We start from the raw sequence: 15,035 nt of genomic DNA on the forward strand, positions 1-15,035 counted from the left end.
GCGGGCTCCGAATCCTTCAGCGCGGTGACTTGGGGACGTCGATGCGGTCGATGTCGGGCGCGTAGCCGGGGCCGGTGCTGTCGAAGGTGAGCGTATTGGCGCCCGCCTTCAGCGTCACCGGCACGCTCACCGTCTCCACGGTCCCCCAGTCGCCGGTGGACGGGAACCTGTGGCGGGTGGCTGCCGAGGAGTTGGCGGAGACGTCGACGGACCGGGCGTCGCCGCTGACGTAGGCGACCCGCACCAGGTAGGTGCCGGACTTGCCGACCACGATGTCGTTGACGCGGAGCTTGCCGCCCGCGTAGAGGTTGCCGACCTTCTTGCCGCCGGAGCAGGCCGAGCAGTCGGCGACGGAGGCGTTGCCGCCGAGGGTGCCCGCGGCGGACTCGGCCTCGTAGGCGGTCGCGGTGAGGGCGCCGCCGTGCGGGGTCACGGTGAACAGGCGGGAGCCGTGCGCGGGCAGGGCCTCGGTGATCCTGCCCCGACGGGTGCCGAGGTTCTCGTGGTTCCACAGGTCCCGTACGGCCGCCTTGCCGGTGAAGCCGAGGGCGGAGAAGTCGGCGGTGACGGCGGCGGGGGCGTCGGCGAGGTTGAACAGGGCGACGGTGTAGGTGCCGTCGGGGTTCTTCGCCGCCCACACCTGCTGGGGGTCGGCGGGGGTGACCGGTCGGGCGGGTGGCGCGTCGGCCTGGTCGACGGCGATGACCTCGCGGTTGGTCAGGAGCTTCAGGCCGTGGTCGTCGAGGCGGGTGAGGTCGTCGCCGGTGTAGAGCGGGGACTTGGCGATGGCCCACAGGGTGGCGTAGCTCTGCCGTTCGGCCTGGGTCAGGCCGTCCATCCGGCCGTTGCCGACGTCGAGGGAGTCGAGGTCGTTCCAGCCTCCGGGCCCGGCGTGCCGGGTCCAGCCGGGGGCGTCGTCGAAGCGGTCGTCGACGGAGTTCTCCCAGCTGACGAGGGTGTTGCAGTAGCACTCGACGTCGGTGTCGATACGCCAGCCCTGCGCGTACTTCTTCCAGTCGGCGGCGTGCCCGATGTCCAGGGACCAGGACAGTTCGAGGTGGATCGGGCGGCCGGTGGCGGCGATGGCCTTGTTCCAGGCGGCGACGTCGGCAACGTTGTCGTACTGGTCGCCGCTCTTGCCGGATCCGGGTCCGACACCGTCGAGCTTGAGGAAGTCGTACCCCCAGCCCGCGATCAACCGCGCCTGCGAATCTATGTACTTCTGTGTGCAGGGACGCGAGAAGTCGAGCTTGTACGAGCTGTCCCAGCCGTTGGTGGTGCGCAGGTCGCCGTAGACGATGTCGGCGGTGGTGCAGCCCTCGGCGTTCCAGATCGGCGTCCTGCCGTCGCCGTACGCCTCCTTCTCCAGGCCGGCGGGCAGGTAGATGCCGGCCTTGAGGCCCTTGGCGTGGATGCGGCCGGCGACGGCCTTCATACCGCTGGGGAAGCGGGCCGGGTCGGCCTTCTGGCGTCCGTACTGGTCGTATGCGGGCTGCCAGGCGGTGTCGCGCCACCAGCCGGCGTCGATGTTGACGTACTCGTAGCCGTACTTCTTCAGCTTGGCGGCCAGGGCGTCGGTCTGCTTGAGGACGTTCGCCTCGGTCAGATAGCTGTAGTCGCCGTCCGGATTGAGGCCGGGGTACTTGGACGACTGCATGCTCCAACTCGACCAGCCCATGTAGGGCTTGGCGGCGGGGGCGACCGCGGTGGTCTCGGCGTGGGCCGCGGGGGCCGCGGTGACGGCTCCGGCGGCGAGGGCCAGGACCACCGCGGCTCTCAGGGTGCGTGCGGGCATGACGGAGTACGAGGATGACCGCATGGGTCGTACCTCCAGGGGATGTCGGTTCAGCGGCTCGGTCGTGGGTTGTCGGAGGTGATGAAGGACTGGATCGCGGCGGCGGCGGCCCCGCGCGCCCACTCCTCGAAGGGGAGCGGGCGGGTCTGTACGTCGCACTGCGCGGCGGAGCCGAAGGCCGCCGCGGTGAACGCGTCACGGATGTGCTCGGCGAACAGGTCGTGGGCGGCCAGCCCCTCACCGGAGATGATCACGCGCTCGGGGCCGAGCAGGTTGGCCACGGTCGCGATCCCGCGGCCGATGGCCTCCCCCGCCCTCGCGTACACCTCGCGCACACCGGCGACGTCCCTGTGGGCGAGGGACACCGCCTCGGCCGCATCAGCCACATGACGGCCCGTCACCTCGCGGACGCGGGCCACGATCGCCGCCTCGCCCGCGATCGCCTCCACGCACCCGCGGTTGCCGCAGTGGCAGGGCGGGCCGGCCGGGTCGATGGCCACATGCCCGATCTCGCCCGCCACTCCGTGGGCGCCGGCGACCACCTGCCCGTGCACCACGAGACCGCAGCCGATGCCCGCGCCCACGGTCACCACGGCGAAGTCCGACAGCCCCGCGCCGGCCCCGAACCACTGCTCGGCGACGGTCAGGGCGCGCACGTCGTTGTCGACGGTGACGGGCAACCCGCAGGTCATGGCGGCGAGTTCGGCCAGTGGTACGTCCCGCCACTCCAGGAAGGGCGAGTAGCGCACCACTCCCTCGGCGCGGTCGACGTCCCCGGAGACGGCGATGCCGACGCCCAGCACGGGGACGGCGAAGTCGTCGGCCTCGGCGCGCAGTCGGTGCGTCAGCTCCGCGACCGAGGCCAGCACGGCCCCGGTCGCCCGGTCCGGCAGCGGGACGCGCCGGGCGAGGCGGATCCGGCAGCACAGGTCGGTCAGCACGCCGATGGCCTCGTCGCCGGTCACCTTGACGCCGATGAACAGCGCCCGTCCCCCGTCGACCCGGACCAGGTTCGCGGGCCGCCCGAGGGCGGGGCGGGCCTCCTCGTCGGCGTCCTCCACCAGGTATCCGGCCTCCAGCAGGGGGCGGACCGCCTTGGTGACGGCGGCCGGTGACAGACCGGCCCGCCGGGCCGCCTCCAGCCGGGTGAGGGGACCGTGGGACAGCAGCGTGGTGAAGACCTGCGAGGCGGCCGGGGTGTGCGCGGGGAACGTCTCGGTGCGGGAGGTCGAGCGCATGGCCGGGAACCTAGGGCCATTATTTTCTGCTGTCAATAAAAGAAACAGAGGTGCGGGAAAGGCCGTTGGGAGGGGCGGACACGCGAGTGCCCCGCGCCGGGGCGCGGGGCACTCGGATCTACCGTGTTCCGTCCGCCGTCAGTGACCGGCGGCCGGGGTGTTGGCGGCGGTGACGTTGACCGCGGCCCACGCCTTGTCCACCGTCTTGTACTCGGTGCTGCTCGCGCCGTACAGGTCCTTGGCCGCCTTCAGCGTCGCGACGCGCGCGTCGTGGAAGTCGGTCGTGGAGACCATGTAGCGGGTCAGCGCACGGTAGAAGATGGCGGTGGCCTTGGTGCGGCCGATGCCCTTGACCGTGGCGCCGTTGAAGGTCGGCGAGTCGTACTTGACGCCGCCGATCGTCTTCTTGCCGCTGCCCTCCGCGAGGAGGTAGTAGGCGTGCGAGGAGACACCGGAACCGGCGTGCACCTCGGTGTAGTAGGTGTCCGTCGACCAGTAGTCGATCGTGCCCTCGAGCTTGTCGAGCGACGGCTTGTCCAGGCGGCGCAGGAACTTCTGCTGCAGGCCCAGCTTCTCGCCGATCAGGTAGTCCGGCGTGTCCTTCGTGTTCTTGGTGAAGAACTCGACGTTGGAGCCGAAGATGTCGGCCAGCGACTCGTTCAGCGAACCGGGCTCGCCGTACTGGTTGCCGTCCGCGTCCACGAAGGTCGGTTCGAGCTTCGCGGTCGCGTCCACCACGCCGTGCGTGAGCTCGTGGCCGGTGACGTCGAGCACGACGAGCGGCTTCTTGAACATCTGGCCGTCGCCGTCGCCGTACAGCATGCAGCCGCAGGTCGGGTCCCAGAAGGCGTTGGCGACCTTGCTGCCCCAGTGGACCATGGCCTTGGCGGCCTTGCTGTTGTTCGCGATGCCCTTGCGACCGAAGGTCTTCTTGTAGAAGTCCAGGGTCTTGGTGACGCCGTACTGCGCGTCGGCGGCGGCGCTGGAGCGGCTGGTGGTCTTGCCGTTGCCCCAGACGTTGGTGGTGTTGGTGAACTTCGTGCCCGCCCCGAAGTTCTCCGTGTACTTGCCCTTGGCGTCCCGCGTCTCGGTGCCGTACCGGCTGGGGTCCTTCAGCTGGTAGTGGCCGCGCGAGGTCGCCGTCGTGGTCAGGCCGACATTGCCCAGGAAGAGGGTCTTGCCGGTGCCGTGGGCGGTCGCCGGGTAGCGCGTGGCGCCGGACACGCCGGAGCCGAGGAGGCCGGCGGAGTCCGAGCCGACGCCGGTCGCCGGGTCGAGCGTCTCGCCCCGCTCGCGCAGGGTGTCGAGCAGCTTCGGCGACAGGAACTCGTCGCTGTCGGGCGTGTTGCTGCGCACCTTGCCGGTGACGGCGTCGACGACGACCGTCCGCGAGGCGCCGCTGTCGGTGACCGTCACCTGGTAGGCCAGGGCCGAGGCACCGTCCCGGGCGTCCACCACGAGTTCGGCGGTGCCCGCCTCGCCCTTGGCGGCCGCGGCGGCCTTCTGCTCCGCCTGCTGGGCGGTCAGCTTGGCCTTCGAGGCGGCGGCCGGCTTCACCGAGTGGTCGGCCGCCCGGGTGACACCGGTGTAGGCCAGCTGCCGGGAGAGGTGGACGACGAGGTCGCCACCCAGGACCGGCATTCCATTGTGGGTCCGGACGAACCGGACGTGCCGCGCCCCCTCGGGGTCGATCAGCACGTCCTGGGCGTGGAGTTCGTCGCCCTGCGAGACGCCCGTCGCCGAAGTGTGGGCGAAGGCGGCGGTCCGTGCCGCCGCCACGACCGAGGCGGCGGTCGTGGCGGACGACGACACACCCTGCTCCGCCCCCGTGGACGGGCTCGCGAAGGCCGTTCCGGCCAGACCCGTGGCAGCCGTAGCCACCGCGACGGCGACGGCCACGCTGCGTATGTGCGGTCTACGCACTATGTGGGGTTCCTTCGTTCGAAGGCAGTCGGGGTCACCAACCGCCTTGAGGCATGGCGGGGTTGGCCCCGCGCCACAGGGGCTGGTCGGGCCCCGAGCGGAACCCTTACGGATGAGTCATGTCCGCGTAAAGCCGGAATGATCCATTTCGCAGTTTTCTATGACAATCCTTTACGAATGCCCACCGCAGGGTGATCAGCGCATGACCAACTGTGTGTCACCTGTGGTGATGTGACGAGCCGCAGGTAGGTTCCGTCGCCGAGATGTGATTGATATCGCACCGCGAGGTGCGGAGGGGAGTCCGCCCGGATGGTCTTCGCAACGGTGGGCAAAGGTCTGGTCCTCGGGGCGGCCACGCTGTCGCTCCTCGCGGTCCCGGCGCAGGCCGCGCCCCACACGGCGGCTACGCGCACGCCGGCCCCGCTCCCGGCACCCGACGCCGCGGGGCTGCGCGCGGTGCTGCGCTCGGCGGTCGCCCACGGCGCGCCCGGCGCCATGGCCCTGATCGACGACCACGGCACCGCGTACCGGGCGGTGCGGGGCATCGCCGACCGGAACACCCGGCGAGCCGTCGACACCGTCGACCGCTTCCGCGTCGGCAGCGTCACCAAGACCTTCTCGGCCGTCGTCCTGCTGCAACTGGCCGACGAGCACAAACTGACCCTGGACGCACCCGTCAACCGCTACCTCCCCGGTCTGCTGCCGGACGACCGGATCACGGTGCGGCACCTGCTGAGCCATCGCAGCGGCCTCCACGACTACTCCGAGGACATGTTCGCCCAAAGCGTGTCCGGCTTCGAGGCGGTGCGCGACAAGGTCTTCACCTACCGCCAACTGGTCGAGCTCTCGCTCGAAAAGCCGCGCACCAACGCGCCCGGCGCCGCCTACGCGTACTCCAACACCAACTTCGTGGTCGCCGGGCTGCTCATCGAGAAGCTGACCGGGCACTCCGTACGGACGGAGTACGAGGACAGGATCTTCAAGCCGCTGGATCTGCGCGACACCCTCTACGTCCATCCAGGCACGAGGATCCCGGGCCGGTACACCCGGGGCTACCTCACCCCCGACACGGCGGGCGCCGCGCTGGTCGACGCCACCGAGCAGACGGTGTCGTGGGCGCAGAGCGCGGGCGCCATCATCTCCAGCCTGCACGACCTGAACACCTTCTACTCGGCGCTGCTGGGCGGGAAGCTGACCTCGGCCGCGGGGCTGGCGGAGATGGAGCGGTGGACGCCGGTCACCAGCACGACGGCGTACGGGCTCGGGCTGCGCCGCCGCACCCTGGCCTGCGGGGTGTCGGTGTACGGCCACACGGGCGCCGTACAGGGCTACTACACCTACGCCTTCGCCTCCGAGGACGGCCGGCGCACCCTCGCCGCGGTCGCCAACGCCTCCAACAACTCCGAAGTGCTCAGCACGCTGGCGGGCGCCCTGGATTCGGCGTTCTGCGGCAAGCCGGCCGAGGCCGAGCAGGAAGCGACGGAAGGAACCCGCCCCGCGATCTTGGCGGAATGACCGCGTCCGGGCCACCATGCGCGCATGAAGGGTGATCTCTTTTCCAGTCAGCACGTGGTGCAGCCGGCCGTGGAGCCGGGAATGTCCGTCGAGAACGCCAAGTGCCTCAGGTACACGGTGAGCGGCGAGATGTACGCCCGCCAGGGCGCGATGGTCGCCTACCGCGGCAACCTGCAGTTCGAGCGCAAGGGGCAGGGCGTGGGCGGCATGCTCAAGCGCGCGTTCACGGGCGAGGGCCTGCCCCTCATGGCGGTGCGCGGGCAGGGCGAGGCGTGGTTCGCGCACGAGGCGCAGAACTGTTTCATCGTCGACGTCGAGCACGGCGACCAGTTCACGGTCAACGGCCGCAACGTGCTGTGTTTCGACGCCTCGCTGGCGTACGAGATCAAGACGGTCAAGGGCTCGGGCATCGCCGGGGGCGGCCTGTTCAACAGCGTCTTCACCGGACAGGGCCGGCTCGGGCTGATGTGCGAGGGCAACCCGCTGGTCATACCGGTCTCGGCGCAGCAGCCGGTGTACGTCGACACGGACGCGGTGGTGGGCTGGACCGCCCATCTGCAGACCTCGCTGCACCGCTCGCAGTCCATCGGCTCGATGCTGCGCGGCGGTTCCGGGGAGGCCGTGCAGCTGATGCTCCAGGGCGAGGGGTACGTCGTGGTGCGCCCGAGCGAGGTGACGCCGCAGAAGGCGGAGCAGCACTGACGCCTGGCGGACGTGACCTGCGCCGCACAGGCAACCCCGTCGGCCGTACCGACGTCTTGATCGACAACAGACCGAGAGCAGCCCTGGCCCCTCGGGCCAGGGCGGATTTTCGACGCACTATACACAACATGTATACACTTCGTGTATAGAAAGGCAGTCATGTACGGCAAGGCATTCGCCCCGGAATACCAGGGCGCCCTCACCACCCTGTCCGTGAACTCCTCGCTGGTGGACGTGCTGGCCGAGGGCACCGAGCAGCTGCGTGCGGCCGAGCGCGCCGGACGGCGGGACGAGGCGGCCCGCTGCGGGCTCGCGGTCGCCGAGGCGCACCGCCGGCTCGGTCAGGTGCGGGACGCCGACCGGGCGTGGAAGGCGAGTTACCGCGCCGCCCGGGACGCCGGCGACACGGGGGCGATGGCCTGGGCGCTGTGGAGCGGCGGCACCCTCGCCCGGCAGCGCGGCGCGTTCCCGCTGGCCTGGCGGCTGCTGGGGCTCGCGGCCGAACTCGGCGAGCGGGGCGGCGACATCGTCGTACGGGGCTACTCGCTGGCCGGGCTGGCGGAGACGGGCCGTATCCAGGGCGACTACGAGGCCGTCGGCCGGCTGCACGAGCAGCTGCTCGCCGAGGCCCGTAAGCGCGGCGAGGCCCGGCACACGGTGTGGGCGCTGGAGGGCATCGCGCAGATGCACCGCAACACCGGCTCCTACGACACGGCGTACGCGATGTTCGAGGAGGCTGCGGAGATAGCCGCCGGGGCGGGCGACCGGCGCGGGCACGCCTGGGCGCTGCGCGGCCTCGCCGACATCGTCTCGGTGCGCGACGGGGACACCGGTCGGGCGCTGGAGCTGCTCACGGAGGCGGAGACGGCGTGCCGCGCGATGAACCTCTCCAGCGCGCTCGCCTACAACCACAAGATGCGCGGCAACGTCCTTTACCGCTCAGGGCAGTACGCCGAGGCGCGGGAGATGTACGGGACGGCGCTCGAGGAGTTCCGGGCGATGAGCGAACCGCGTGGCGAGGCGCTGGCGCGCCTGGGCCTGGCCAAGTCGCTGGCCCGGCTCGGCCGCGACCGGGCCGACACGGCGGCCGAACTGGCGGACCTGGCCCACACGGTGCGGCGCGCCGGGCTGCGGCACGTCGGGCGGATGGTGGCCCGCGCCCAGGAGGAGTTCGGCGCCGAGGCGGAGGTCGTACGGTGAGCGCGCTCCACGCCGCGGTGCAGGCACCGCCGTCCGCCCCGGAAGTACTCGGCCGCTGCCGGGAGTTGGTGCGGCCCGCCCTCACGGATGCGGTGGGGCGGCTGCATCCGTGGGTGGGCGAGATGGCGGCGTACTCCTTCGGCTGGTGCGAGGTCGGCGGGGCGCCCGCGGTCGCCACCGGCGGCAAGGGCGTACGGCAGGCACTGGCCGTGCTCGGCGCGGAGGCGGCCGGCGCGCCCGCGCGGGCCGGGGTCGCCGGGGCGGTCGCGGTGGAACTGGTGCACGCCTTCTCCCTGCTGCACGACGACATCATGGACGGCGACCCCACCCGGCGCCGCCGCCCCACCGTCTGGAAGGCGTACGGCACCGGGCCCGCGGTGCTCGCGGGCGACGCCCTGTTCGCGCTGGCCGTCGAGACCCTGGCCCTCGCGCCCGGCGGCGCGGGCGCCGTACGGCTGCTGTCGGCGGCGCTGGCCGACCTGGTGCGCGGACAGGCGGACGACCTGCTGTTCGCCGCCCGGCCGTGGACCGGGCCGGAGCGGGTGTCGCCCGAGGAGTACCGGGCGATGGCCGAGCACAAGACCGGCTCGCTGCTCGGCTGCGCCGCCGCGCTGGGGGCCGCGCTCGGTGGCGCGCCCGGGCCGACGGTCACGGCGCTCGACCGGGCCGGGCGCGCGCTCGGAGTCGCCTTCCAGCTGGTCGACGACGTGCTGGGCATCTGGGGAGACCCGGCCGTCACCGGCAAGCCCGTGCACGGTGATCTGCGGGAGCGGAAGAAGACGTTTCCGGTACTGGCCGCGCTCGCCTCCCCCGGGCCCGGCGCCCGGCGCCTCGCCGCGCTCCTGGAATCCGAGGAGCCCCACGCGGCGGCCGGGCTGATCGAGGAGCTCGGCGGCCGTGCCGCGGCGCTGGCCGAGGCCCGGCGGCACACGGCCGCGGCCGAGGCCGCGCTCACCGGTGTGCCGCTGGCCGCCGGGGCCGCCGAGGAGCTGCGGTGCCTGCTGGAGCACCTGGTGGGCCGCGACCTGTGAAACCGGGTTGCCCCTGACCGGGTCACCGGGTGAGGGTACGAAGCGGTGCGGTCCGTCGCTTCCCGCGCCGGAGAGGTGACCGCCTTGATCGGGATCTCGGAGATCGAAGCCGCGGCGCGGGCCGTCGCCGGGCATGTCGTGCGCACCCCGACCGTGCCGAGCCCGGGCCTGTCCGAGCTGCTCGGCGCCCCGGTCACCGCCAAGCTGGAACTGCTGCAGCGCACCGGCTCGTTCAAGGCGCGCGGCGCGACGGCGAAGCTGCTGTCGCTGAGCGAGGCCGAGCGGGCGGCCGGCGTGGTGGCGGTCAGCGGCGGCAACCACGGGGTCGCCCTCGCGGTGATGGCCGCGGCGCTGGATGTGAAGGCGACGGTGGTGATGCCGCGTACGGCGCCCGCGCGCTCCCTTCGGGCGGCGGAGGCGGCGGGCGCGTCGGTTCGCCTGACCGACGGTATGGACAGCGCGTTCCAGCTGGTGACCCGGCTGCGGGACGAAGGGCTCACGCTCGTCCATCCCTTCGACGACCCCGTGGTGATCGCCGGACAGGGCACCGTGGGGCTGGAGTTCGCCGAGGACGCCGACGAGCTCACGGACGTGATCGTCAGCATCGGCGGCGGAGGCCTGATCTCCGGTGTCGCGGTGGCGCTGCGGGCCCGCCGCCCGGGCGTCCGCGTCTGGGGCGTGGAGACGGAGGGTGCCGAGGCCATGTCCGAGGCGCTGGCGGCGGGCGGGCCGGTGCCGGTCGCGCTGTCGTCGATCGTGACCACGCTCAGCGCCCCGTCCGTGTGCCGGCTGACGTACGACCATGTCTCGGCCCTGGTGGAGGAGGTCCTCGTGGTCCCGGACCGGGAGGCCGTACAGGGCTGCCTCGACCTCGCCGACCACGCCAAGGTGTGGGCGGAACCCGCCGCGGGCTGTCTGCTTCCCGCCGCCCGGCGGGTGCTGGAGCGGGTCGGCGACGGCGCCCGGCTCGGGCTGGTGGTGTGCGGCGGCAACGCCACGCCCCAGGACGTCTTGGGGTGGGCGGATCGGTTCGGGCTGGGCTGACGACGTGCCGGCGACGGTGGTTTACCGTCGGTTACCCCCAGGTCGACGCCCGTACATCCACCGTTTTCCGCAAGTCCCGGACGCCGTCCCTCGCTTGAATAAAAGGCAAGAAGCGCCTCGGAGTTGCGGATCCTTTGAACGCACCCCGCCGACCGCCGCGTACCTCTGGGAAAGACGAGGCAGGGGTTGCAGCGAGGGATGACCATGGTCAAGGCGCACGTCTCCGCACACGAGCCGGTCGCGGGCAGGTACCGGCTCCTCGAGGTCGTCGGCCGCGAGACGAATCGCGTCTGCTGGTATGCCGAGGACCTGGAGGCGGAGCGCCCACGGCTGGTCAGCCAGATCGCGCTGCCGGCCGGCCCGGCCGAGGAAACCGCGCGCCGCACCTGCGCCCGCGTCCTGCGCACCTCGGAGGTCATGAGCGTGCTCCGCCCCGGCCGGGTGCCGACGGTGATCGACGCGGTCGAGGAGTCCGGCACGCTGTGGACGGTCACCGACGTGATCGGCGGGACGCCCTTGAGCGAACTGCTCGCCCAGGAGGGGACGTTCTCCTATGTGCGGGCGGCCCGGATCGGGCTGGAGGTGCTCGACGTGCTGGAGGCCGCGCACGACGAGGGCTTCACGCACGGCGAGCTCAGCCCCGGCCAGGTGTTCGTGCGCGACCGGGGGCCGGTCGTCGTCGCGGGCTTCGGGCTGGCCGGCGCGACCCTCGTACCCCGGGTGACCGCACCGTCGTACGCCTCCCCCGAACAGGCCCGCGACGAGCGCATCGGCCCGGCGGCGGACCTGTGGGCGCTGGGCGCGATCCTCTACACGATGGTGGAGGGCCGGCCGCCGTTCCGGGACCGCGGCCGGTTCGAGGCCACCCTGAAGGGCGTGGACCGGCTGCCCCTGCGCACCCCGCTGCGTGCCGGTCCGCTGGCCCAGGTCGTGCAGGGACTGCTGCGCAAGGACTGCCGGGAACGGCTGACCCGGCCGGTGGCGCGCGAGGCCCTCACCCGGATCCTGAACGAGGACCCGGACGCGGAGCTGCGGATCGCCTCCGTCCCCCGGCTGCGGGGCGCCTACGCCGTCCTGCGCTCCGGCGGGGCGTGGAGCAGGCGGACCATGGTCGCCGGGACCGCGCTGGCCGTGGTCACCGTCGCGGTCGCCGTGCTCGCCGCGACCAACCATCTGCCCGGTACCGACACCGACGCCGACAAGGCCGCCTCCGCCACCACCCCCCGGCCGTCCGCCACGGCCGCCCCGAGCGACCGCACCGACGGCAGCGAGCCCCCCACCCCCTCCCCCACGCCCACCCCGACCGCCAAGCCGAGCTCCACCCCCTCGGCCCGTCCCTCGCCGTCGGCCACCGCCGGCGCCCTGCCGGACGGCTACCACCGGTACACCGCGCCGGAGGGCTTCTCCGTCGCGCTGCCCGACGGCTGGAAGCGGCTGCGCACCTCGCGCGTGTCCGACGCCTACCGCGTCACCTTCGGCACGGGGGACGACTCCTCCACCCTGGCGGTCACCTACAGCGAAGGCGAACGCGTCGGGCCGGACCCGGTCGCCATCTGGCGCGACGACGTGGAACCGGACCTGGAGAAGCAGGCGGGCTACCGGCGGATCGGCGCGATCCGGGCGACCACCTACCAGGGCTACAAGGCGGCCGACATGGAGTGGGTCTCCGGGACCGGCGGCGACGCCGAGCGCACCTTCGGCCGCGGCTTCCTCATCGGCGACCGGCGCGCCTTCTCCCTGCGCTTCACCACCCCGGCCGCCGACTGGGAGGACGCCGTGAACCGCGAGGCGCAGAGCACCTTCCTGCGGACCTTCCGGCCGTCGGCGGACTGACGCCGTACCGTACGAACGGGCCGTTTTCGGTCGGGCAGGCCGGGGACCCGATGCCTATGGTGCAAATCGGATACACGATGATGACCGAGCAGGCCGGCCCGCGTGACCTCGTCGACCACCTGGTGCGCGCCGAGGAGGCCGGCTTCGACTTCTCGGTGACCTCGGACCACTACTTCCCATGGCTGCGCGCGCAGGGCCACTCCCCCTACGCGTGGAGCGTCCTGGGCGCCGCCGCCCAGGCCACGTCGCGCATTCCGCTGATGACGTACGTGACGTGTCCGAGCTTCCGCTACCACCCGGCGATCGTGGCGCAGAAGGCGGCGACGCTGCAGCTGCTGTCCGAGGGCCGGTTCCGGCTGGGGCTCGGCTCCGGGGAGAACCTGAACGAACACGTGGTGGGCGGTGGCTGGCCGCCGGTCGACGTACGGCACGAGATGCTGGAGGAGGCCGTGGAGATCATCCGCGCGCTCTTCGACGGCGGTCACGTCACCCACCACGGCCGGCACTTCGACGTGGAGTCGGCCCGGCTGTGGGACCTGCCGGAGGAGCCGCCGCAGATCGGCATCGCCGTCTCCGGCGAGCAGTCCTGCAAGCTCGCGGGCCATCACGCGGACCTGGTGATCGCCACGGAGCCGAAGGCGGGACTCCTGGAGGCCTTCGACCGGCACGGCGGCACCGGCAAGCCGCGGGTGGGCCAGCTGCCGGTCTGCTACGACCCCGACCGGGACACCGCGATCAAGCGCGCCCACGCCCAGTTCCGCTGGTTCGGCAGCGGCTGGAAGGTCAACTCCGAACTGCCGCACCCGGACTCCTTCGAGGCGGCGACCCAGTTCGTGACGCCCGACGACGTGGCCGCGTCGATCCCGTGCGGCGACGACCCGGACGACTTCGTGGAAGCCGTACGGCCGTACGCCGAGGCCGGGTTCACCGAGATCGCCCTGGTGCAGATCGGCGGCGACTCCCAGCCCGCGTACCTGGACTGGTCGGCGAAGACACTGCTGCCGGCACTGCGTGACGCGCTCGACTGAGGTCAAGTAACGGCAATCACCCGAACGACTGAGCATCTTGTGCCCCGGAGGGGTACTAGAGGGTCCTACGTCGATCGTCCCGGAGGCCCTCGCGTGACTCCCTTCGTGCACAAGACCCTCGTCGTACAGCTCCAGGCGGGCGGTACGGAACGCTGTCCCGTGCTCGCCCACCTGACGTACGACGCGGACGACCCGTTCGCCGTCACGGCGGTGTTCGCCCACGACGGGCGGGTGCTCGCCCGGTGGCGGCTGGACCGGGAGATGATCGCCGACGGGCTGGAGAAGCCGGTGGGCGTCGGGGACGTGCGGTTCCGGCCGGCGGCCACCGGGCCGTGGCAGGAGCTGCGGATGGACTTCCTCGGCGACGCGCGCGCCGACGGGGGCCGCCACCACGCGGTGGTGTACGCGTGGGCGCCCGCCGTCACCGCCTTCCTGCGGGAGACCTGGAAGGCCGTCGCACCGGGGCACGAGGAGGTCCGGGTGGACGACTTCCTGGCGCAGATCCTCGCCACGGGCTGAGCGACCGCACGATGACGGCTGAGTAGCCGTACTCATGCCCTCCGCCGGCCGGTCCCGTCACGATGAGGGCTCCCGCGACAAGGAGCCCGCCATGACCGCAGTGCACCCCGTCCCGCGCCGCGCCGCGCGCCCGACCCTGCCCGTGCTGGCGGCGGGGGTGGTGGTCGCCGGGATGATCCTCTCGGCGTGGGGAGCGCGCGACCGCACCACGTGGTTCCTGGAGACGGTGTGGGTGCTGATCGGGCTACCGCTGGTGGTGCTGACCTGGCGGCGGTTCCCGCTGACCGGCCTGCTGTGCGGGCTGCTGGCCGCACACGCGCTGGTACTTGCCCTGGGCGGCCACTACACCTACGCGCAGGTGCCGCTGGGCGACTGGGCGCGCGACACGTTCGGCCTCGACCGCAATCCGTACGACCGGTTCGGCCACCTGATGCAGGGCTTCGTCCCGGCGGTGCTGGTACGGGAACTGCTCAGCCGCACCTCACCGCTGCGCGGCAGCCGGTGGCTGGCGCCGCTGACCGTGTCCGCCTGCCTCGCCTTCAGCGCGGTGTTCGAGCTGCTGGAGTGGCTGGCCGCCGAGATCGGCGGACACGGCGCCGACGCCTTCCTCGCCACCCAGGGCGACGTGTGGGACACACAGTGGGACATGTTCTGCGCCCTCGTCGGCGCCACGCTGTCGCTGCTGCTGCTCAGCCGGGTGCACGACCGCGGGCTGGCGGCGCTGGAGTCCGGACGGGCTCAGCGCGAGGTGTGACGCCTGCGCGCCCACAGGGGCACCGCGTACCAGCACACCAGGTACCAGACGACCACCGCGGCCACCAGGTACGGCACATATCCGTCGTGGGTGGCGACGCGCAGAATCAGCAGCAGGGACGCCGTCATGGTGGCCAGCAGCAGCACCAGGCCGATGAAGGTCAGCCGGGACGCCAGCCGCACCGCGTGCGGCTTCACCCGCCGCCCGGCGACGATGCGGTGCAGGGACACCGGGCCGATGAGGGCACCGGTGGCGCACGAGCCCAGGCACACCGTCACGATGTAGATGACCTGGTCGGTGTGGCTGAGAAGGTCGTACTTGGGCGTGAAGACGACGGTGAGCAGAAAGCCGAAGAGGATCTGCACCCCGGTCTGGGCGACGCGGACCTCCTGGATCAGCTCGCCCCACATCCGGTCGGCTCTCTCCTCCTCGGTCTCGTCGCGCCCCCGACGC

At 72.2% G+C, this 15,035-nt stretch carries 13 protein-coding genes; 9 read left to right on the forward strand and 4 right to left on the reverse strand.

Annotation, left to right across the window (positions count from 1 at the left end; translation table 11 throughout):
* Nucleotides 1-16: 16 nt before the first annotated feature.
* From ACZ7L0_RS40980 to ACZ7L0_RS40990, 3 genes are all read right to left on the reverse strand, one after another.
* Nucleotides 17-1,819 (reverse strand): alpha-galactosidase D, encoded by a 1,803-nt coding sequence (locus ACZ7L0_RS40980; protein WP_471247685.1) that lies wholly within the window; start codon nucleotides 1,817-1,819, stop codon nucleotides 17-19.
* Nucleotides 1,820-1,845: 26 nt separating this feature from the next.
* Complete coding sequence (locus ACZ7L0_RS40985) at nucleotides 1,846-3,033, reverse strand: ROK family transcriptional regulator (RefSeq protein ID WP_471247686.1); 1,188 nt, start codon at nucleotides 3,031-3,033, stop codon at nucleotides 1,846-1,848.
* Nucleotides 3,034-3,171: 138 nt separating this feature from the next.
* Nucleotides 3,172-4,956 carry a M4 family metallopeptidase gene (locus ACZ7L0_RS40990; protein WP_471247687.1) on the reverse strand — a complete coding sequence of 595 codons (1,785 nt, stop codon included), beginning with the start codon at nucleotides 4,954-4,956 and terminating at the stop codon, nucleotides 3,172-3,174.
* Nucleotides 4,957-5,265: 309 nt separating this feature from the next.
* On the opposite strand from ACZ7L0_RS40990, the gene ACZ7L0_RS40995 reads away from it, so the two are divergent.
* From ACZ7L0_RS40995 to ACZ7L0_RS41035, 9 genes are all read left to right on the forward strand, one after another.
* A complete protein-coding gene (locus tag ACZ7L0_RS40995; RefSeq protein ID WP_471247688.1) occupies nucleotides 5,266-6,471 on the forward strand; it encodes a serine hydrolase domain-containing protein in 1,206 nt (401 codons plus the stop codon).
* 24 nt (nucleotides 6,472-6,495) lie between these two features.
* A complete protein-coding gene (locus tag ACZ7L0_RS41000; protein ID WP_471247689.1) occupies nucleotides 6,496-7,173 on the forward strand; it encodes an AIM24 family protein in 678 nt (225 codons plus the stop codon).
* Between the two features lie 159 nt (nucleotides 7,174-7,332).
* Complete coding sequence (locus ACZ7L0_RS41005; protein WP_471247690.1) at nucleotides 7,333-8,373, forward strand: tetratricopeptide repeat protein; 1,041 nt, start codon at nucleotides 7,333-7,335, stop codon at nucleotides 8,371-8,373.
* The gene (locus tag ACZ7L0_RS41010; RefSeq protein WP_471247691.1) at nucleotides 8,370-9,404 is read left to right on the forward strand and encodes a polyprenyl synthetase family protein; all 1,035 of its coding nucleotides are present in this window, start codon (nucleotides 8,370-8,372) and stop codon (nucleotides 9,402-9,404) included. The genes ACZ7L0_RS41005 and ACZ7L0_RS41010 overlap by 4 nt, the downstream gene beginning before the upstream one ends.
* 84 nt (nucleotides 9,405-9,488) lie before the next feature.
* On the forward strand, nucleotides 9,489-10,448 hold the full coding sequence (locus ACZ7L0_RS41015) for a threonine/serine dehydratase (RefSeq protein WP_471247692.1): 960 nt from the start codon (nucleotides 9,489-9,491) through the stop codon (nucleotides 10,446-10,448).
* Nucleotides 10,449-10,646: 198 nt separating this feature from the next.
* Nucleotides 10,647-12,281 (forward strand): serine/threonine protein kinase, encoded by a 1,635-nt coding sequence (locus ACZ7L0_RS41020; RefSeq protein ID WP_471247693.1) that lies wholly within the window; start codon nucleotides 10,647-10,649, stop codon nucleotides 12,279-12,281.
* 56 nt (nucleotides 12,282-12,337) lie between these two features.
* The gene (locus tag ACZ7L0_RS41025) at nucleotides 12,338-13,309 is read left to right on the forward strand and encodes an LLM class F420-dependent oxidoreductase (protein WP_471247694.1); all 972 of its coding nucleotides are present in this window, start codon (nucleotides 12,338-12,340) and stop codon (nucleotides 13,307-13,309) included.
* Between the two features lie 93 nt (nucleotides 13,310-13,402).
* Nucleotides 13,403-13,828, forward strand: coding sequence for an SsgA family sporulation/cell division regulator (locus ACZ7L0_RS41030; protein ID WP_471247695.1), 426 nt, complete (start codon nucleotides 13,403-13,405; stop codon nucleotides 13,826-13,828).
* A 91-nt stretch (nucleotides 13,829-13,919) separates the two neighbouring features.
* Nucleotides 13,920-14,582, forward strand: a complete 663-nt coding sequence (locus ACZ7L0_RS41035) for a DUF2238 domain-containing protein (protein ID WP_471247696.1) — start codon at nucleotides 13,920-13,922, stop codon at nucleotides 14,580-14,582.
* Here ACZ7L0_RS41035 and ACZ7L0_RS41040 read toward each other — a convergent pair.
* Complete coding sequence (locus ACZ7L0_RS41040) at nucleotides 14,567-14,992, reverse strand: DUF6328 family protein (protein ID WP_471247732.1); 426 nt, start codon at nucleotides 14,990-14,992, stop codon at nucleotides 14,567-14,569. The genes ACZ7L0_RS41035 and ACZ7L0_RS41040 overlap by 16 nt on opposite strands.
* Nucleotides 14,993-15,035: the final 43 nt, after the last annotated feature.

This window comes from Streptomyces sp. NPDC039424, assembly GCF_055639495.1.